The following is an 18,203-nucleotide window of genomic DNA, read 5'->3' on the forward strand; positions in this document are numbered from 1 at the left end:
GTTAGTCCTGTAAAGGTCGACACCGGTTATCAGCGAGACCCCGCTGGTAATGCAGTATTCGGTGGTGCGGTAGTTCAGTCGGTTAGAATACCGGCCTGTCACGCCGGGGGTCGCGGGTTCGAGTCCCGTCCGCACCGCCACCCTATTTAGGGGCGTAGTTCAATTGGTAGAGCACCGGTCTCCAAAACCGGGTGTTGGGGGTTCGAGTCCCTCCGCCCCTGCCAGATAAAGGATCCTTTGCTAACGCAAAGGATTTTTTTTTGCGTTTATTTTACCTGGCGGCTCCATCCTCCCGGGATGAGCGGAAATAGCCTCACCCCTCCCGTCTTTTATAACTCCCTGTTTATTAAAATGTCATGCTTGTATCAGTACCGGGAACTTCAGCAGCTGTCGGATATGCGTTTGTTGATCGCTATTCTGCAACCACACGGCGTATAAAGGCCGAACAGCGACAGGCGTATCAGGAATGACCGTTAAATCGGGATAGAGCTGCATCCAGCTATCTGGCAAAAATGCACAAGCCCCGGTTGTATGCAAAAGCTGTCGAGTTAAATGCGCAGAGGTTGTGGTCAGCACGGGCACATCATCGGCGCCAGCCAGATAACTTTCATGCTGATGAAAGTCTGCGCCCCACTCCAGCTTGATATAGTCATATTTCTCCCGTTTTTCACTTTTACGTGAGCGGAAAAGGGTAAGAGAAATATGACCGATCTGCTGGCTTGTCAGCTCGTCCATTTTTGGCGCTTCTGTCGTAATTAACAGATCGAGCTGTCGCTCATGCAGCTGTTTTACCAACAGATGCCTCTGCGCTACGCGTGCTTCCAAATGAAGACTCTCACGGTTTTCATAAAGCGTTTGTAGCCAGGGCGTCAGATAAGCTTCCCACAGGGATGCGCTGGCGCCGATAGAGAGTTCATGATGCTGCTGAGTATGGGCGACTTCCTTTTTAGCCATTAGCCAGGTACTCATCAGGCTCTCTGCATAAGGAAGCAAGCGCTCGCCGGCGGAAGTAAGCCGTATATTATTGCGGTGCCGGGTAAAAAGGTTCACGCCCAGCTGATTTTCCAGCTGTCTGATGCGAAAACTGACGGCGGATTGCGTCAAATAGAGCGCTTCTGCGGCGCGTCCAAAATGGCGCGTTCTGCTCACTTCAAGAAAGGTCTTCAGTAATTCCGTATCCACAGCCAACTCCAAAAAAATGTTTGTCGTAATGATTTAAATGTTTTGTTTTACACTCTGTCAAGCCTAACTAATACTCCGCGCCATAAATCGCACGGCCATAGAAGAGTTAGGAGCGTGTAAAATGGCGGATAGCTTCGCAACAACTAATCGTTTTTTTGATAACAAACACTACCCGCGTGGGTTTTCGCGTCACGGTGATTTCACTATTAAAGAAGCTCAGCTTCTCGAAAGGCATGGTTACGCGTTCAATGAGCTTGATCTGGCCAGGCGTGAACCTGTGACAGAAGAAGAGCGTCAGTTTATAGAAGTATGTCGTGGTTTACGTGAACCACAAACTGAAGCTGAGCGTGTATGGAGTAAATACATGACACGCATCAAGCGTCCGAAACGTTTTCATACCCTCTCTGGCGGTAAGCCGCAGATGGAAGGTGTTGAAGACTATAGCGATTCAGAAGATTAATCGTAGGCTGCTCGCCTGTTGAGAAGCTGGCGTTAAAATGATGGGGCTGCGGCCCCATTTTCATTCCAGGCTTTTATGCAAATGAATTAACATACGATCCATCCCGCGATAGCTTAACGCCTCCAGCAGATGTGAACGCGTAAGCGCCTCCTCGCCAGCCAGATCGGCAATCGTACGCGATACCTTCAGTAGCCTTTGCCATGCCCTGACGGAGAGTCCCAGGGCAATAAGTATTGATTCAAGCCATTCGGCATCCTCTTTCGCCAGCGCGCACCACCGTTGCACCTCATTGTTATCCATTAATGCATTAATCTTTCCCTGACGCGCTAACTGCTGATTACGCGCGGCGATAACGCGTTGCCGCACCTGAGCGCTGGATTCCATTTCTTTATGCGGCTGGCTGAGCATTCCGGCGGGAAGAAGAGGAATCTCTAAAGAGAGATCAAAGCGATCGAGGAACGGCCCTGATAACCGGCTGAGGTAACGCAGCGTCTGCTGTGGTGTACAGCGGTTATGCTTGCCCTGGTAATGTCCTGAGGGGCCAGGGTTCATAGCGGCAACTAACTGAAAGCGCGCTGGCCAGCTCACTTTAGCGCGGGCGCGTGAAATAGTGATTTCCCCTGTCTCAAGCGGCTCACGCAGCGCATCCAGCGTTTTACGGCTAAATTCGGGTAGCTCATCAAGGAATAAAATACCATTATGTGCCAGCGTGATTTCACCTGGCTGAGGAAGCGAACCGCCGCCAACCAGAGCATACAGTGTTGAGCTATGATGAGGCGTTCGAAACGGACGTTTTCGCCATTGCTTATGAACGTCTCCACTATTAATGATACTTGCCACGGTCGCGCACTCCAGCGCCTCCCGATCGCTAAGCGGCGGCAACAGACCAATGAGCCGCATCGCCAACATAGTCTTTCCTGTGCCGGGCGGGCCGATAAGCAGCAGATTATGTCCTCCCGCTGCGGCCACCTCCAGTGCGCGCTTACCTTGCTGCTGACCGATGATATCGTGCAGATCTTCACTTTTCGCCTCGTCTTGCGGTAAATCTGCGTGTCCGGGATGCAACTGACATTGATTAAGAAGAAAAGCACATACCTCCGGCAGATTTCCCGCAACCAGTGATTCTTTCTTTTCTACTAAACCGACATCTGGCGCATTTTCCGCCGGTACGATCAGCGTCCTGCCCGCTTCATTTGCCGCCATCGCCGCCGGGATGGCGCTCTGTACGCCTCTGAGTGCTCCGCTGAGCGCCAGCTCGCCCAGGAATTCAAACTGTGCCAGTTTAGCCTCAGGAAGCTGTTCAGAAGCCGCGAGAATTGCGATGGCGATGGGAAGATCGAAACGTCCGCCCTCTTTAGGCAGATCCGCTGGGGCCAGATTAACCGTGATACGTTTAGCCGGAAAGGTGAAGCCGCTGTTGATGATAGCGCTACGTACGCGATCGCGCGCCTCTTTTACCGTCGTCTCGGCCAAACCCACCAGCGAAAGCCCTGGCAATCCATTGCTGATATGTACTTCCACCGTAACCAGTGGCGCCGTGACGCCAAGCGCTGCACGTGTGGCAACGTGGGATAAAGACATACTCCCTCCTTTTTGCTTTAAGCCTGGAGTATGCGCAGAGTTTATTTATAACGCGATGCGTCCGACAACGCATTGCGTGACGTCTCGTAAAAAAACGTCCCTGTGATGTTCGGAATGAAAAAGCGTCAGGTTCAAAATGGGTCAGGCTTTTTATTTATTACGGAAGGGACGTAATGAATAACTTTCAGTCATGGTTATTGTTTGAATAAAAAAGCTTTTTTGCTAATTACATTAAAGCAGCTTGAAAATAACTATTAAAAAAGGTTGTCTAACCCTGCCTGTCTGTGATAACTCTTTAGGCATTACTTCGAATAAGTGAAATTTTGAACATCATATGAAAGCCCTTCTACGAGTGATTAGCCTAGTCGTGATTAGCGTGGTGGTGATTATTATCACACCGTGCGGGGCTGCGCTCGGAGGAAGAAAGGCTTAAAAATCAAGCCTGAATCTAAAAGAACCCCCGCACCGAAAGGTCCGGGGGTTTTTTTATGGTCAGGCATCGGGGCAGTCAATGAAAGAGGAACAAACAATGTACAGTAGCATAAAACACTGTTGTTCCCCGGAAAATACAGGGGAATAACGATGACTGGAGCGCAGTGGGTGGTTCAAGCGTTGCGTGCGCAAGGGGTAGAAACCGTATTCGGCTATCCGGGCGGCGCGATTATGCCGGTTTACGACGCGCTTTATGATGGAGGCGTCGAACACCTACTGTGCCGTCATGAGCAGGGCGCTGCCATGGCCGCTATTGGCTACGCGCGTGCTACCGGGAAAGTCGGCGTCTGTATCGCCACTTCCGGTCCAGGGGCCACCAACCTGATTACCGGTCTCGCCGATGCCATGATGGATTCTGTTCCCGTTGTCGCCATCACTGGCCAGGTCGCTGCCCCTTTGATTGGCACCGACGCCTTTCAGGAAATCGATGTATTAGGCCTGTCGCTGGCCTGTACCAAACACAGCTTTTTAGTCGAGTCGCTGGAGACATTGCCGGAAGTGATGGCTGAAGCCTTCGCCATCGCGCAGTCTGGCCGTCCGGGCCCGGTTCTGGTCGATATTCCCAAAAACATTCAGGTCGCCAGCGGCGACTTGACGCCGCATCTGCTGCCCGTAGAGGAAACACTGGCTCATCCGCATCAGGAGATCGCGCAGGCGCGCGCGTTGATTGCCCAGGCGCAAAAGCCGGTTTTATATATCGGCGGCGGCGTCGGCATTGCGCAGGCGGTACCGACGTTGCGTGAGTTCGTTCAGCAAACGGGTATACCTGCCGTTGCGACGCTGAAAGGTCTGGGTGCGCCTGATCCCAGCGATCCTTGCTATCTCGGCATGTTGGGCATGCACGGCACCAAAGCGGCGAATCTGGCCGTCCAGCAGTGCGATCTGCTGATTGCCGTCGGCGCGCGCTTTGACGATCGAGTTACCGGCAAGCTGGATACCTTCGCACCGCATGCCAGCGTTATTCATATGGATATCGATCCGGCTGAGCTGAATAAGCTGCGCCGCGCGCACGTGGGTTTACAGGGCGATATAAAAACCCTGCTGCCCGCTTTGACGCAGCCATGCCAGATTGATGCATGGCGTACGGAAGTCATGGCGTTAAAGGCGCAGCATGGGTGGCGCTACGATCATCCCGGCGAGGCGATTTATGCGCCGTTGTTTCTGCGCCAGCTGTCAGACCGCAAAGCGGCGCGGGCTGTTGTGACCACCGATGTCGGCCAGCACCAGATGTGGACAGCGCAGCATATGTCCTTCAACGCGCCCCAGGATTTCATTACTTCCAGCGGCCTGGGCACCATGGGCTTCGGGCTGCCGGCTGCGGTAGGCGCGCAGGTCGCCCGTCCTGACGATATGGTGATCTGCGTCTCCGGCGACGGCTCTTTCATGATGAACGTGCAGGAGTTAGGCACCATTAAACGTAAAGCTCTGCCGATCAAAATCGTCCTGCTGGATAACCAACGTTTGGGAATGGTGCGTCAGTGGCAGCAGCTCTTTTTCTCTGAGCGCTACAGTGAAACCAACCTTTCTGATAATCCCGATTTTCTGACGCTGGCAAGCGCCTTTGATATTCCTGGCCAGCGTATTACCCGTAAAGATCAGGTCGACGCCGCATTAGATGCTCTGCTGACCAGTAAAGGACCTTGGTTGTTGCATGTGGCCATTGATGAGCATGAAAACGTCTGGCCTCTGGTGCCACCCGGCGCCAGCAACGCAAACATGATGGAGAAAACCGTATGAACCAGCATCAGTTGTCTATCGAAGCGCGTTTCCGCCCTGAAGTTCTGGAACGTATTTTGCGCGTTGTCCGTCATCGCGGCTTTCAGGTTTGCGCCATGAATATGGCCGCCGTCGCAAACGCCGAAAATATTAATATTGAAATGACCGTTGCCAGCCTGCGTTCAGTCGATTTACTGTCAACACAGCTGAGCAAACTGATGGATGTCGCTTGCGTCCAGATTCAACAACAGACAACACAACAAATCCGCGCATAGTCGCGAAAGGAAATAAGAATGAGTACGAAGAAAGCAGACTTTATCTGGTTCAACGGCGAGATGGTGAAGTGGGAAGAGGCGAAGGTCAGCGTCATGTCTCATGCTCTGCATTACGGCACGTCGGTTTTTGAAGGCGTCCGCTGCTACGACTCGCACAAAGGACCAGTAGTCTTCCGTCATCGTGAACATATGCAGCGCCTGCACGACTCCGCCAAAATTTATCGCTTCCCGCTGAAGCACAGCGTGGATGAGCTGATGGAAGCCTGCCGCGAAGTCCTGCGCGTCAACAAGCTGAAAAGCGCTTATATTCGCCCGCTGGCCTTTGTCGGCGACGTTGGCCTGGGCGTTAACCCGCCGGAAGGCTACAGCACGGACGTAATCATCGCCGCGTTCCCGTGGGGCGCCTATTTGGGCGCTGAAGCGCTGGAGCAGGGCATCGACGCGATGGTTTCCTCCTGGAACCGTGTTGCGCCGAACACTATTCCTACCGCCGCGAAAGCGGGCGGCAACTACCTCTCCTCACTGCTGGTCGGCAGCGAAGCGCGCCGCCACGGCTATCAGGAAGGTATCGCGCTTGATACCAACGGCTATATCTCCGAAGGCGCGGGCGAGAACCTGTTTGAAGTAAAAGACGGCATCCTTTTCACTCCGCCGTTCACCTCTTCCGCGCTGCCGGGCATCACTCGCGACGCCATTATCAAGCTGGCGAAAGATGCGGGCATTGAAGTACGCGAGCAGGTACTGTCGCGTGAGTCCCTCTACCTGGCGGACGAAGTCTTTATGTCCGGCACCGCGGCGGAAATCACGCCGGTGCGCAGCGTAGACGGCATCCAGGTCGGCGAAGGCAAATGCGGGCCGATCACCAAACGTATTCAGCAGGCCTTCTTTGGCCTGTTCACCGGTGAAACCGAAGATAAATGGGGCTGGTTAGATCAGGTAAACCCATAAGACAGACAGTTGCGGGCGCCCGGTCGGGCCCGCTTATTTATCCAGACTGGAGTAAACAGAGCATGCCTAAGTACCGTTCCGCCACTACTACTCATGGCCGTAATATGGCCGGTGCCCGTGCCTTGTGGCGCGCAACAGGAATGACTGACGCGGATTTCGGCAAACCGATTATCGCCGTCGTTAACTCTTTCACCCAGTTCGTGCCGGGACACGTTCATCTGCGCGATCTGGGCAAGCTGGTTGCCGATCAGATTGAAGCTGCCGGCGGCGTGGCGAAAGAATTCAACACCATTGCGGTCGATGACGGCATCGCTATGGGTCATGGAGGCATGCTCTATTCACTGCCGTCGCGCGAGCTGATTGCCGACTCGGTTGAATATATGGTGAATGCGCACTGCGCGGACGCCATGGTCTGCATCTCCAACTGCGATAAAATCACGCCGGGAATGATGATGGCCGCGCTGCGCCTGAACATTCCGGTGATTTTCGTCTCCGGCGGGCCGATGGAGGCGGGTAAAACCAAGCTCTCCGATAAGATCATCAAGCTGGACCTGGTCGATGCCATGATTCAGGGCGCCAACCCTAACGTCAGCGACGCCGACAGCGAGCAGATCGAGCGTTCCGCCTGTCCGACCTGCGGCTCCTGCTCCGGCATGTTCACCGCGAACTCAATGAACTGTCTGACCGAAGCGCTGGGGCTGTCTCAGCCGGGCAACGGCTCGCTGCTGGCGACCCATGCCGATCGCAAAGAGCTGTTTATCAATGCCGGCAAGCGCATCGTTACGCTGGCGAAACGCTACTACGAACAGGACGATGAAACGGCGCTGCCGCGCAGTATCGCGAATAAGGCCGCCTTTGAAAACGCCATGACGTTGGATATCGCCATGGGCGGCTCTACGAACACCGTGCTGCACCTGCTGGCGGCGGCGCAGGAAGGCGAAATCGATTTCAATATCTCCGACATCGATCGCCTGTCGCGCAAGGTGCCGCACTTATGCAAAGTGGCGCCCAGCACGCAGAAATACCATATGGAAGATGTTCATCGCGCTGGCGGCGTAATCGGCATCCTGGGCGAGCTGGATCGTGCCGGGCTGTTGGATACCAGCGTTCATAACGTGCTGGGCACCACGCTGCGTGAAACGCTTGATAACTACGACATCATGCTGACGCAGGATGAGGCCGTGAAAAAGATGTTCCGCGCCGGACCGGCAGGCATCCGCACCACTCAGGCGTTTTCGCAGGAGTGCCGCTGGGATACGCTTGACGACGATCGTCGCGAAGGCTGCATCCGCTCACGCGAATATGCATTCAGCCAGGATGGCGGGCTGGCGGTGCTGTACGGCAACATGGCGGAAGATGGCTGTATCGTGAAAACCGCAGGCGTGGATAAAGAGATTCTGACCTTCCGCGGCCCGGCGAAAGTGTACGAAAGCCAGGAAGACGCCGTTGAAGCGATCCTGGGTGGCAAAGTGGTCGCGGGCGATGTAGTCGTTATCCGTTACGAAGGGCCGAAAGGCGGGCCGGGCATGCAGGAAATGCTTTATCCCACCACCTACCTGAAATCGATGGGATTAGGTAAGAGCTGCGCGTTAATCACCGACGGACGTTTCTCCGGCGGCACCTCAGGGCTCTCTATCGGCCATGCCTCGCCAGAAGCGGCCAGCGGCGGCACCATCGCGCTGGTGAAAGATGGCGATATGATCGAAATCGATATTCCGAATCGCGGCATCCGACTGGATGTGCCGGATAACGAACTGCATGCGCGTCGCGAAGAGGAAGAAGCGCGCGGCGACGCCGCGTATACGCCGCATTCGCGTCAGCGTCAGGTTTCATTCGCACTGCGCGCCTACGCCTCGCTGGCGACCAGCGCGGATAAAGGCGCTGTACGCGACAAATCGAAGCTGGGAGGCTAAGGATGGCTGAGTCTCAACCGTTACCGGAGGCGCCCTGCGGCGCTGAATATCTGCGCGCCGTGCTGCGCTCGCCCGTTTATGAAGTGGCGCAGGTAACGCCATTACAGCATATGGAGAAGCTCTCCGCGCGCCTTGGCAACACGGTGCTGGTGAAGCGCGAAGATCGCCAACCGGTCCATAGCTTTAAGCTGCGGGGCGCCTACGCGATGATCGCCGGGCTTAACGAAGAGCAGAAGGCGCGCGGCGTCGTCACCGCTTCTGCCGGCAACCATGCGCAGGGCGTGGCGCTTTCCGCCAGCAAACTCGGCATTAAATCGTTGATCGTGATGCCGGTCGCCACGGCGGATATTAAAGTCGACGCGGTGCGCGCCTTTGGCGGTGAGACTTACCTGTACGGCGCTAATTTCGATGAGGCGAAGGCGAAAGCCATCGAGCTGTCGGAACAGCAGGGCTATACCTTCGTACCGCCTTTTGACCATCCGGCGGTGATCGCCGGACAGGGCACGCTGGCGATGGAGCTGTTGCAGCAGGACGCGCATCTCGATCGCATTTTCGTGCCGGTCGGCGGCGGCGGGCTGGCGGCAGGAGTCGCGGTGTTGATTAAACAGCTGATGCCGCAAATTAAAGTAATTGCGGTAGAGGCGGCGGATTCCGCCTGTCTGAAAGCGGCGCTGGAGGCGGGCGAGCCGGTCGATCTGCCGCGTGTCGGGTTGTTTGCGGAAGGCGTGGCGGTGAAGCGTATCGGCAGCGAAACTTTTCGTCTTTGCCAGGCCTGGCTGGATGATATCGTCACCGTCGACAGCGATGCCATCTGCGCGGCGATGAAAGATCTGTTTGAGGATGTGCGCGCGGTGGCGGAGCCTTCCGGGGCGCTGGCGCTGGCGGGAATGAAGAAGTATATCCAACAGCACAATCTGCAGGGCGAACGGCTGGCGCATATCCTTTCCGGCGCGAACGTCAATTTCCACGGGCTGCGCTACGTTTCCGAACGCTGTGAACTGGGGGAACAGCGTGAAGCACTGCTTGCCGTCACCATTCCCGAACAGCAGGGCAGCTTTCTCAAGTTCTGCCAGACGCTGGGCGGCAGAGCGGTAACGGAGTTTAACTACCGTTACGCCGATGCTGATAACGCCTGCATTTTTGTCGGGGTGCGGCTGACGCGCGGCCGCGAAGAGCGTCGGGAAATTATCAGCGAATTAACGGCAGGTGGCTATCAGGTCGTCGATCTCTCTGATGACGAGATGGCCAAGCTGCATGTGCGCTATATGGTAGGCGGTCGACCTTCCCGGCCGCTGCGTGAGCGTCTCTTCAGCTTCGAATTCCCTGAAGCGCCCGGCGCGCTGCTGAAATTTCTGCAAACGCTGGGCGCGCACTGGAATATTTCGCTGTTCCACTATCGCAGTCACGGCACCGACTATGGTCGGGTACTGGCCGCTTTCGAGCAGGGCGAAGATGAACCGCGCTTCGCCGAACATCTTGCCGCTTTGGGCTACGACTTTCATGATGAAAGCGAAAACCCGGCGTTTCGTTTTTTCCTGGCGGGATAATTACAGTAGCTGCCAGAACGCGCTAATTAGCGGCTCGCTGAGCCGCTTTTTCTGTACGCAGACGCCCAGTTCAAAGGGCGCGACGGCGTCAACATCTTCCAGCACCAGAACCCGGTTGCGCACCGGATCCGGGCTGTTTTCCAATACCACCTCAGGCAGCAGAGCGATACCACAGCCCAGCGCCACCATAGAAACAATGGCTTCATGACCGGAAACGGTGGCGTAAATCAGCGGATTAGCAATGCGCCGACGGCGGAACCACAGATCGATGCGGCGTCGCGCCGGGCCCTGTTCCGGCAGAATAAAGGGGATTTGTGCCCAGTCTGGATCGGGCTGCGTCGCCTGCTGACGAACCGGGCAAGGCAGCGCTGGCGCGATCAGCACCAGCGGAATATACCCTAGCGGGGTAAAGCCGATGCTGGCGGGCAGCATCTCAGGACGACCGGCAATCGCCAGCTCCGCTTCGCCGGTTTGCACTTTGTCAACCGCGTCGGCGGCATCGCCGGTAGTGAGCTTGATTTCCACCTGCGGATGCTCGGCGCGAAAACGATCGAGGATCGGCGGCAGATGGCTGTAGGCGGCGGTTACAGAGCAGAACAGCTTCAGTTCGCCGCTTAACGAAGGTCCGTGCTGGTCTATCGCGTGACGCAGCTGCTGATATTGCAGCAGCGTTTGCTGCGCGAACTGGCGCAGTTGTTCGCCTGCTTCGGTCAGCGTGACGGTACGGTTATCACGTAAAAACAGGCTTTGCCCTAAATCCTCCTCCAGCCGCTGTATCTGGCGCGACAGGGTGGAAGGCGAAACGTGCATTGCGCGGGCGGTACGACCAAAGTGTCGACTCTCGGCCAAATGTAAAAAAAGTTTCAGGTCTCGTAAATCCATGCGATTCAGGCCTCGTTTTTACGTTGCAGTTATTGCAATGCGGCGTTGTTAATATATCAATTTAAGCAACGGATTTCCTGTCATATGATGGGGCTATATCAGACGAAGCAATATACGGCTTCGCCATAAAATAACGGTAAACACAACCTCAAAAACGGAGTGCCCATGGCTAACTATTTCAACACCTTGAACCTGCGTCAGCAGCTGGCGCAATTAGGTAAATGTCGCTTTATGACGCGCGACGAATTTGCTGATGAAGCAAGCTACCTGAAAGGGAAAAAAGTCGTCATCGTTGGCTGTGGCGCCCAGGGTCTCAACCAGGGCCTTAACATGCGTGACTCTGGTCTGGACGTTTCTTATGCGCTGCGCGCTGAAGCGATTGCGGAAAAACGCGCTTCCTGGCGCAAGGCGACCGAAAATGGCTTTAAAGTCGGCACCTATGAAGAGCTGATTCCGCAGGCCGATCTGGTGGTTAACCTGACGCCGGACAAACAGCACTCATCCGTCGTGCAGGCAGTGCAGCCGCTGATGAAAGACGGCGCGGCGCTGGGCTATTCGCACGGCTTCAATATCGTTGAGGTAGGCGAGCAGATCCGTAAAGACATTACCGTTGTGATGGTGGCGCCGAAATGTCCGGGCACGGAAGTGCGCGAAGAGTACAAGCGCGGCTTCGGCGTCCCAACGCTGATCGCGGTGCATCCAGAAAACGATCCGAAAGGCGAAGGCATGGCGATCGCCAAAGCCTGGGCCGCGGCGACCGGCGGTCATCGTGCGGGCGTGCTGGAATCCTCCTTCGTTGCCGAAGTGAAATCTGACCTGATGGGCGAGCAGACCATTCTCTGCGGCATGTTGCAGGCGGGTTCTCTGCTGTGCTACGACAAGCTGGTGGCTGAGGGCGTTGATCCAGCTTACGCGGGCAAACTGTTGCAGTTCGGTTGGGAAACCATCACTGAATCCCTGAAGCACGGCGGCATTACCCTGATGATGGACCGCCTCTCTAACCCGGCTAAGCTGCGCGCTTACGCTCTATCGGAGCAGCTGAAAACCATTATGGCGCCGCTGTTCCAGAAACATATGGATGACATCATTTCCGGCGAATTCTCTTCCGGCATGATGGCGGACTGGGCGAACGACGATAAAAAACTGCTGACCTGGCGCGAAGAGACCGGCCAGACCGCGTTTGAAAACGCGCCGCAGTATGACGGAAAAATTTCCGAGCAGGAATATTACGATCGCGGCGTGCTGATGGTCGCCATGGTAAAAGCGGGCGTTGAGCTGGCGTTTGAAACCATGGTTGATTCCGGCATCATCGAAGAGTCCGCCTATTATGAATCGCTGCACGAGCTGCCGCTGATCGCTAACACCATCGCCCGTAAACGTCTGTATGAAATGAACGTGGTGATTTCCGATACTGCGGAATATGGCAACTACCTGTTCGCTAACGCGGCGGTGCCGCTGCTGAAAGAGTTTATGACCACGCTGCAGGCAGGCGATTTAGGAAAAGAAGTGGCGCCGGCGGCGGTTGATAACGCTCAGCTGCGCGACGTGAATGAAGCGGTGCGCAACCATCCGATCGAAGCGGTCGGCCGCAAGCTGCGCGGCTACATGACTGATATGAAACGTATCAGCGTTGCCGGCTAATTGGCCGCAGCCGTAGAAGGCAAAACGGGAGAGCGCATCGCTCTCCCGTTTTTTTTAGTTTCGGTACAGCACTTTAATGATGTGATAACCGAACTGGGTATGCAGAGGGCCGTAAGGCGTCAGCAGGGGACAGGAAAATACCACTTTATCAAAAGCGGGCACCATCGCCCCTTTTTTAAACTCGCCTAAATGTCCGCCTTTGCGTCCGCTGGGACAGGTAGAGTGTTTTTTCGCCAGCTTTTCAAAGTCGGCGCCCTTTTCCAGCTGGGCCAGAAGTTCCTGCGCCAGTTTTTCTTCCTTTACAAGGATATGCATTGCCGCTGCGGTTTTTGCCATGATCGTGCCTTGAGTCGTATGGATGCTGCTGGATATACTACCACGCTGTTAATCAACCCTCCTCCTTTTCACTGAGTACTTCTATGCGCCTTAATCCCAGCCAACAACACGCTGTCGAATTCGTCACCGGCCCTTGCCTGGTGCTGGCTGGCGCGGGTTCCGGCAAGACGCGCGTGATAACCAATAAAATTGCTCACCTTATTCGCGAGTGTGGTTATCAGGCTCGTCATATCGCCGCCGTTACCTTTACCAACAAAGCGTCGCGCGAGATGAAAGAGCGCGTGGCGCAAACGCTTGGTCGTAAAGAAGCGCGCGGCCTGATGATCTCCACATTCCATACCCTGGGGCTGGAGATCATCAAGCGCGAATATGCCGCGCTAGGCATGAAATCCAACTTTTCGCTGTTCGACGATCAGGATCAGCTGGCGCTGTTGAAAGACCTGACCGAGCAGTGGCTGGAAAATGATAAAAATCTGCTGCAACAGCTGATCTCAACGATCTCCAACTGGAAAAACGATCTGATCGATCCGGCTCAGGCGCAGGCGCGTGCCCAGTCGGAGCGCGATCGTATTTTCGCGCACTGCTATGAACTGTACGATCGGCATCTAAAATCGTGCAACGTGCTGGACTTTGACGATCTGATCCTGCTGCCGACGCTGCTGCTGCAACGTAATGAAGAGGTGCGCGAGCGCTGGCAGCAGCGTATCCGTTACCTGCTGGTGGATGAGTATCAGGACACCAACACCAGCCAGTATGAGCTGGTTAAGCTACTGGTGGGTGCGCGGGCGCGTTTTACCGTAGTAGGCGATGATGACCAGTCGATTTACTCCTGGCGGGGCGCCAGGCCGCAAAACCTTGTGCTGCTGAAAGAAGACTTCCCCGCGTTGCAGGTGATCAAGCTGGAGCAGAATTACCGCTCTACCGGACGTATTCTGAAGGCGGCGAACATTCTGATCGCCAACAACCCGCACGTCTTTGAAAAGCGCCTGTTCTCTGAGCTGGGCTATGGCGTCGAGCTGAAAGTGCTGAGCGCCAATCACGAGGATCACGAAGCGGAGCGCGTCACCGGAGAGCTGATCGCGCACCACTTTATTAATAAAACCCAGTACAAGGATTACGCCATCCTTTATCGCGGCAACCACCAGTCGCGCGTGTTTGAAAAAATGCTGATGCAGAACCGCATCCCCTATCGTATTTCAGGCGGCACCTCCTTTTTCTCCCGCCCGGAGATCAAGGATTTGCTGGCCTATCTGCGCGTGCTGACCAACCCGGACGACGACAGCGCTTTTCTGCGCATTATCAATACGCCGCGGCGTGAAATCGGCCCGGCGACGCTGCAAAAGCTGGGCGAATGGGCCAACCAGCGTAATAAAAGCCTGTTCAGCGCCAGCTTCGATCTGGGGCTTGGCCAGACGCTGACCGGCCGCGGTCTGGAAAATTTGCAGCGCTTTACCGGCTGGCTACAGGAGATTGCTCGCCTGGCCGAGCGCGAGCCCATCAGCGCCGTGCGCGATCTGATCCGCGGTATCGATTATGAGAGTTGGCTGTTCGAGACTTCCGCCAGCCCGAAAGCGGCGGAAATGCGCATGAAGAACGTGAATACGCTGTTTCAGTGGATGACGGAGATGCTGGAGGGCAGCGAGCTGGACGAGCCGATGACGCTGACGCAGGTTGTTACGCGCTTTACGCTGCGCGATATGATGGAGCGCGGCGAAAGCGATGAGGAGCTGGATCAGGTACAGCTGATGACGCTGCATGCTTCAAAAGGCCTTGAATTTCCCTACGTCTATCTGGTGGGCATGGAAGAGGGGCTGTTACCGCATCAGAGCAGCATCGATGAAGATAACATCGAGGAAGAGCGGCGCCTGGCCTATGTCGGCATTACCCGAGCGCAGAAAGAGCTGACTTTTACCCTGTGCCGTGAACGTCGGCAGTATGGCGAGCTGGTGCGCCCGGAGCCGAGCCGTTTTCTGCTGGAACTGCCGCAGGACGATCTTATTTGGGAAACCGAGCGTAAGGTAGTGAGCGCTGAAGAACGCATGAAAACCGGGCAGAGTCGTGTAGCCGGGCTGCGCGCTATGCTGGATAAAGCGAAAAAAGGGGCCTGAAAGAGGGCTGCATATAAGCGACTATGCAGCCTGCGAAGAGCTTACACCACCGCAAGCGGCCAGTGCACATAGGACTGCCAGCGGCTCTCCTGTTCCAGCAGCTCCGCCCGTAAAGGGTGCGCTTTCAACCAGCCTGGCGGCAGCGTCACCTGCAACGTGTCATCCTCACTGTGCAGACGCACGGCAGGCAGCGTATCGTCGCGACGACGGCTGGCGAAAATGATCGCCAGACGCAGCAGTCGACACATATGCTCAGCCGTACGCGGCGGCACGGCGTTTTGCTGATTCAACAAGGAGAGATCGATGCCGCTGCTCTGGTTTTGTAGCAAGGTGGCGAGCAATTTTTTCTGGGCTGGCGTGAAGCCGGGCAGATCAAGATGCTGCACCAGATAGGCAGCGTGCTGCGCGGCCAGGCGAAAATCAACGCTCAGGCCGATTTCATGGATCAGGCAGGCGCTTTCCAGCAGCTCGCGGCAATAGTTATCCAGCTTCCAGTGCGGGTTGACCTGGCGCACAAAGCTGGCCGCCAGCTGACGCACGCGCTCGGCCTGTTCAATATCAATGGAAAAGCGGCGCTGAATATTATGCAGCGTTCGGCTGCGAATATCGCGATCGACCGGATAGTGCAGCATGCCGTACAGCAGACCTTCGCGCAGTGCGCCGCCCGCCAGCGTCATGCTCTCGATTTTCAGCTCTTCAAAGATGGCGATCAGAATCGATAGTCCGCTGGGGAATACCAGCGCGCGTTCCAGCGTCAGGCCTTCGATTTCCAGCTCTTCCAGTTTGCCGCACTGAATGGCGCGCTGCTTCAGCTGCTGTAGCTTGCTGAGCGTAATGCGTTCATCCATGCCCTGCGCGACCATAATTTCCTGCAGCGCCTGCACTGTGCCGGAGGCGCCGACGCAAATCTGCCAGCCCTGTTCCCGCAGTCGATCGGCTACCGGCTGAATGATGTCGCGCGCGGCCTGTTCCGCCTGGGCGAAGTTTTCTTTACCCAGATGGCGATCGCCAAAGTAGCGCTCCAGCCAGGTGACGCAGCCCATGGAAAGGCTGAACAGGGCGGTCGCCTGCGCGCCGTTGCCGGTAACCAGCTCGGTGCTGCCGCCGCCGATATCGACCACCAGACGTTGATCGGAACCGCCGGTGGTGTGCGCAACGCCCTGATAAATCAGGCGGGCTTCCTCTTCGCCGGTAATAACGTTAATTGAACAACCGAGAATGGCTTCCGCCTGAGAGAGGAACTGACGGGCATTATTCGCCAGACGCAGCGTGGCGGTCGCCACCACGCGGATCTGATCGGCGGGAATATCCTGTAGCTGCTCTGAAAAGAGTTGCAGACATTGCCAGCCCCGTTCCATTGCCTCTTCTGACAGTTCTCCGTCGCCATCAAGGCCGGCGGCAAGACGTACTTTACGCTTGATGCGCGCGACGGTCTGGATATTTCCAGCCACCTCGCGCACCACTAACATGTGAAAACTGTTAGAACCCAGATCAATCGCAGCATAAAGTGACGACGCGCTCAGCATAGTGTCATGAACCCGAACGTTTACGGTTATTATTACGCGGTGGACCGCTGCGACGGTTATTGCCGGTCGCGCGACGAGGACCATTGCCTGGGCGGCTACGGGTCAGACGCTTCGGCGGCGGAAGATCGGTCATCAGCGCGTCGCTGTTGTATTTGCTTACCGGAATGCCGTGGCCGATGTATTCTTCGATCGCGGGCAGGTTCAGCGCATACTCTTCACAGGCGAGGCTGATGGAATGACCGCTGGCGCCGGCGCGACCAGTACGGCCGATGCGGTGAACGTAATCTTCGCAGTCGTCGGGCAGGTCATAGTTGAAGACGTGCGTCACTGCCGGAATATGCAGGCCGCGCGCGGCAACGTCGGTCGCCACCAGAATGTCGAGATCGCCGCGGGTGAAATCTTCCAGAATACGCAGGCGTTTTTTCTGCGCCACGTCGCCGGTCAGCAGCCCTACGCGATGACCATCGGCGGCCAGATGGCCCCAGATATCTTCGCAGCGGTGTTTGGTATTAGCGAAGATAATGGCGCGATCCGGCCACTCTTCTTCAATCAGCGTTTGCAGCAGACGCATCTTTTCTTCATTAGAGGGATAGAACAGCTCCTCTTTGATGCGGTGGCCTGTTTTCTGCTCTGGTTCGACTTCAACATATTCGGCATTGTTCATATGCTCGAACGCCAGCTCGCGCACACGGTAAGACAGCGTAGCGGAGAAAAGCATGTTGAGGCGTTGGTTCGCGGCCGGCATACGGCGGAACAGCCAACGAATATCTTTTATAAAGCCGAGATCGAACATGCGATCGGCTTCATCCAGCACCACGACCTGGATAGCGCCCAGGTTGATATGATTCTGTTTAGCGTAATCAATTAAGCGGCCGGTGGTGCCGATCAGAATATCGACGCCGTTTTCCAGCACCTTAAGCTGTTTGTCATAGCCGTCGCCGCCGTAGGCGAGGCCCAGCTTCAATCCGGTCGACTGCGCCAGAGGCTCGGCGTCAGCATGAATCTGCACGGCCAGTTCGCGCGTCGGGGCCATAATCAGCGCGCGCGGCTGATTAACCTGGCGGCCTTCAGCGGCAGGGTGAGAAAGCAAGTAATGGAACGTTGACGTCAGAAACGCCATCGTTTTCCCGGTTCCGGTTTGCGCCTGACCGGCAACATCGCGCCCGACCAACGTGAGCGGCAATGCTAACGCCTGAATAGGCGTACAATTATGGAAGCCTTTAGTTTCAAGGGCTTCGATAACTTTTGGGTGCAGGGCGAAGTCGGAAAACTTCTGTTCGGTTAAGTGTGTTTTGCTCATAGTGTGGTAGAATATCAGCTTACTATTGCTTTACGAAAGCGTATCCGGTGAAATAAAGTCAACCTACGTTGGCAGATTTTACGCCAACCAGCCAGGCATAATCTTGTGGAGTAAGACATGAGCAGCGATAAAATCGTTCATCTGACCGACAAAAGCTTCGAAACCGACGTGCTGAAAGCCGAAGGTTTAACGCTGGTGGACTTCTGGGCGGAATGGTGCGGACCAAGCCAAATGATCGCCACTATCCTAGATGAAGTAGCAGAAGAGTAAGACGGTAAGCCGACCACTACCACACT

The 18,203-nt window shown here is 55.8% G+C and carries 15 protein-coding genes, 2 tRNA genes and 1 pseudogene; 12 read left to right on the forward strand and 6 right to left on the reverse strand.

Going from position 1 to position 18,203, the window contains the following annotated elements:
- The first annotated feature begins 63 nt into the window (after window positions 1–63).
- Together MYY08_RS11350 and MYY08_RS11355 are read left to right on the forward strand one after the other, a co-directional pair.
- A tRNA-Asp gene (locus MYY08_RS11350) sits at window positions 64–140 on the forward strand.
- Between the two features lie 8 nt (window positions 141–148).
- A tRNA-Trp gene (locus MYY08_RS11355) sits at window positions 149–224 on the forward strand.
- A gap of 130 nt (window positions 225–354) precedes the next feature.
- On the opposite strand, the gene hdfR is transcribed toward MYY08_RS11355, so the two are convergent.
- Window positions 355–1,182: an HTH-type transcriptional regulator HdfR gene (gene hdfR, locus MYY08_RS11360; RefSeq protein WP_038629015.1), complete on the reverse strand. Its 828-nt coding sequence runs from the start codon at window positions 1,180–1,182 to the stop codon at window positions 355–357.
- Window positions 1,183–1,303: 121 nt separating this feature from the next.
- Here hdfR and MYY08_RS11365 point away from each other — a divergent pair, with 121 nt between their 5' ends.
- Window positions 1,304–1,642 carry a MaoP family protein gene (locus MYY08_RS11365; RefSeq protein ID WP_038629013.1) on the forward strand — a complete coding sequence of 113 codons (339 nt, stop codon included), beginning with the start codon at window positions 1,304–1,306 and terminating at the stop codon, window positions 1,640–1,642.
- 60 nt (window positions 1,643–1,702) lie between these two features.
- Here the strand turns inward: MYY08_RS11365 and MYY08_RS11370 are convergent, their stop codons facing one another.
- The gene (locus MYY08_RS11370) at window positions 1,703–3,223 is read right to left on the reverse strand and encodes a YifB family Mg chelatase-like AAA ATPase (protein ID WP_038629011.1); all 1,521 of its coding nucleotides are present in this window, start codon (window positions 3,221–3,223) and stop codon (window positions 1,703–1,705) included.
- Window positions 3,224–3,557: 334 nt separating this feature from the next.
- On the opposite strand from MYY08_RS11370, the gene ilvL reads away from it, so the two are divergent.
- From ilvL to ilvA, 6 genes are all read left to right on the forward strand, one after another.
- Window positions 3,558–3,656, forward strand: coding sequence for an ilv operon leader peptide (gene ilvL, locus MYY08_RS11375; protein ID WP_071883719.1), 99 nt, complete (start codon window positions 3,558–3,560; stop codon window positions 3,654–3,656).
- A 149-nt stretch (window positions 3,657–3,805) separates the two neighbouring features.
- Window positions 3,806–5,452 (forward strand): acetolactate synthase 2 catalytic subunit, encoded by a 1,647-nt coding sequence (gene ilvG / locus MYY08_RS11380; RefSeq protein ID WP_038629008.1) that lies wholly within the window; start codon window positions 3,806–3,808, stop codon window positions 5,450–5,452.
- On the forward strand, window positions 5,449–5,706 hold the full coding sequence (gene ilvM / locus MYY08_RS11385; RefSeq protein ID WP_038629006.1) for an acetolactate synthase 2 small subunit: 258 nt from the start codon (window positions 5,449–5,451) through the stop codon (window positions 5,704–5,706). The genes ilvG and ilvM overlap by 4 nt, the downstream gene beginning before the upstream one ends.
- Before the next feature lie 18 nt (window positions 5,707–5,724).
- Window positions 5,725–6,654, forward strand: a complete 930-nt coding sequence (ilvE, locus tag MYY08_RS11390) for a branched-chain-amino-acid transaminase (protein ID WP_038629004.1) — start codon at window positions 5,725–5,727, stop codon at window positions 6,652–6,654.
- A 62-nt stretch (window positions 6,655–6,716) separates the two neighbouring features.
- Complete coding sequence (gene ilvD / locus MYY08_RS11395; RefSeq protein ID WP_038629002.1) at window positions 6,717–8,567, forward strand: dihydroxy-acid dehydratase; 1,851 nt, start codon at window positions 6,717–6,719, stop codon at window positions 8,565–8,567.
- Window positions 8,568–8,569: 2 nt separating this feature from the next.
- Window positions 8,570–10,114 (forward strand): threonine ammonia-lyase, biosynthetic, encoded by a 1,545-nt coding sequence (gene ilvA / locus MYY08_RS11400; RefSeq protein ID WP_038629000.1) that lies wholly within the window; start codon window positions 8,570–8,572, stop codon window positions 10,112–10,114.
- Here ilvA and ilvY read toward each other — a convergent pair whose 3' ends face one another.
- Window positions 10,115–10,996: an HTH-type transcriptional activator IlvY gene (gene ilvY, locus MYY08_RS11405; protein WP_038628997.1), complete on the reverse strand. Its 882-nt coding sequence runs from the start codon at window positions 10,994–10,996 to the stop codon at window positions 10,115–10,117. It lies immediately after the preceding gene.
- 165 nt (window positions 10,997–11,161) lie between these two features.
- Between ilvY and ilvC the strand changes: the two genes are divergently transcribed.
- A complete protein-coding gene (ilvC, locus tag MYY08_RS11410) occupies window positions 11,162–12,637 on the forward strand; it encodes a ketol-acid reductoisomerase (protein WP_038628995.1) in 1,476 nt (491 codons plus the stop codon).
- Window positions 12,638–12,691: 54 nt separating this feature from the next.
- Here the strand turns inward: ilvC and ppiC are convergent, their stop codons facing one another.
- A complete protein-coding gene (ppiC, locus tag MYY08_RS11415; protein ID WP_038628993.1) occupies window positions 12,692–12,973 on the reverse strand; it encodes a peptidylprolyl isomerase PpiC in 282 nt (93 codons plus the stop codon).
- A gap of 83 nt (window positions 12,974–13,056) precedes the next feature.
- On the opposite strand from ppiC, the gene rep reads away from it, so the two are divergent.
- On the forward strand, window positions 13,057–15,081 hold the full coding sequence (gene rep / locus MYY08_RS11420) for a DNA helicase Rep (protein WP_038628991.1): 2,025 nt from the start codon (window positions 13,057–13,059) through the stop codon (window positions 15,079–15,081).
- Between the two features lie 41 nt (window positions 15,082–15,122).
- On the opposite strand, the gene ppx is transcribed toward rep, so the two are convergent.
- Both ppx and rhlB read right to left on the reverse strand, forming a co-directional pair.
- Entirely contained in the window at window positions 15,123–16,607 is a 1,485-nt protein-coding gene (gene ppx / locus MYY08_RS11425; protein ID WP_038628989.1) for an exopolyphosphatase, read from the reverse strand.
- A 4-nt stretch (window positions 16,608–16,611) separates the two neighbouring features.
- Window positions 16,612–17,907 carry an ATP-dependent RNA helicase RhlB gene (gene rhlB, locus MYY08_RS11430; protein ID WP_038628987.1) on the reverse strand — a complete coding sequence of 432 codons (1,296 nt, stop codon included), beginning with the start codon at window positions 17,905–17,907 and terminating at the stop codon, window positions 16,612–16,614.
- 117 nt (window positions 17,908–18,024) lie between these two features.
- On the opposite strand from rhlB, the pseudogene MYY08_RS11435 reads away from it, so the two are divergent.
- Window positions 18,025–18,174: pseudogene (locus MYY08_RS11435) on the forward strand (thioredoxin domain-containing protein); the annotation flags it as partial.
- Window positions 18,175–18,203: the final 29 nt, after the last annotated feature.

Source organism: Mixta sp., from assembly GCF_024610815.1.
Lineage (GTDB): Bacteria > Pseudomonadota > Gammaproteobacteria > Enterobacterales > Enterobacteriaceae > Mixta > Mixta calida.

Excerpts from the sequence above, each read along its gene's own strand:
- ilvE (WP_038629004.1), top strand. The coding sequence starts at position 5,725 with ATGAGTACGAAGAAAGCAGACTTTATCTGGTTCAACGGCGAGATGGTG.
- rhlB (WP_038628987.1), bottom strand. The coding sequence starts at position 17,907 with ATGAGCAAAACACACTTAACCGAACAGAAGTTTTCCGACTTCGCCCTG.
- ilvY (WP_038628997.1), bottom strand. The coding sequence starts at position 10,996 with ATGGATTTACGAGACCTGAAACTTTTTTTACATTTGGCCGAGAGTCGA.
- ilvA (WP_038629000.1), top strand. The coding sequence starts at position 8,570 with ATGGCTGAGTCTCAACCGTTACCGGAGGCGCCCTGCGGCGCTGAATAT.
- ilvL (WP_071883719.1), top strand. The coding sequence starts at position 3,558 with ATGAAAGCCCTTCTACGAGTGATTAGCCTAGTCGTGATTAGCGTGGTG.
- ilvM (WP_038629006.1), top strand. The coding sequence starts at position 5,449 with ATGAACCAGCATCAGTTGTCTATCGAAGCGCGTTTCCGCCCTGAAGTT.
- MYY08_RS11365 (WP_038629013.1), top strand. The coding sequence starts at position 1,304 with ATGGCGGATAGCTTCGCAACAACTAATCGTTTTTTTGATAACAAACAC.
- MYY08_RS11370 (WP_038629011.1), bottom strand. The coding sequence starts at position 3,223 with ATGTCTTTATCCCACGTTGCCACACGTGCAGCGCTTGGCGTCACGGCG.
- ilvD (WP_038629002.1), top strand. The coding sequence starts at position 6,717 with ATGCCTAAGTACCGTTCCGCCACTACTACTCATGGCCGTAATATGGCC.
- rep (WP_038628991.1), top strand. The coding sequence starts at position 13,057 with ATGCGCCTTAATCCCAGCCAACAACACGCTGTCGAATTCGTCACCGGC.
- ppiC (WP_038628993.1), bottom strand. The coding sequence starts at position 12,973 with ATGGCAAAAACCGCAGCGGCAATGCATATCCTTGTAAAGGAAGAAAAA.
- ilvC (WP_038628995.1), top strand. The coding sequence starts at position 11,162 with ATGGCTAACTATTTCAACACCTTGAACCTGCGTCAGCAGCTGGCGCAA.
- ilvG (WP_038629008.1), top strand. The coding sequence starts at position 3,806 with ATGACTGGAGCGCAGTGGGTGGTTCAAGCGTTGCGTGCGCAAGGGGTA.
- ppx (WP_038628989.1), bottom strand. The coding sequence starts at position 16,607 with ATGCTGAGCGCGTCGTCACTTTATGCTGCGATTGATCTGGGTTCTAAC.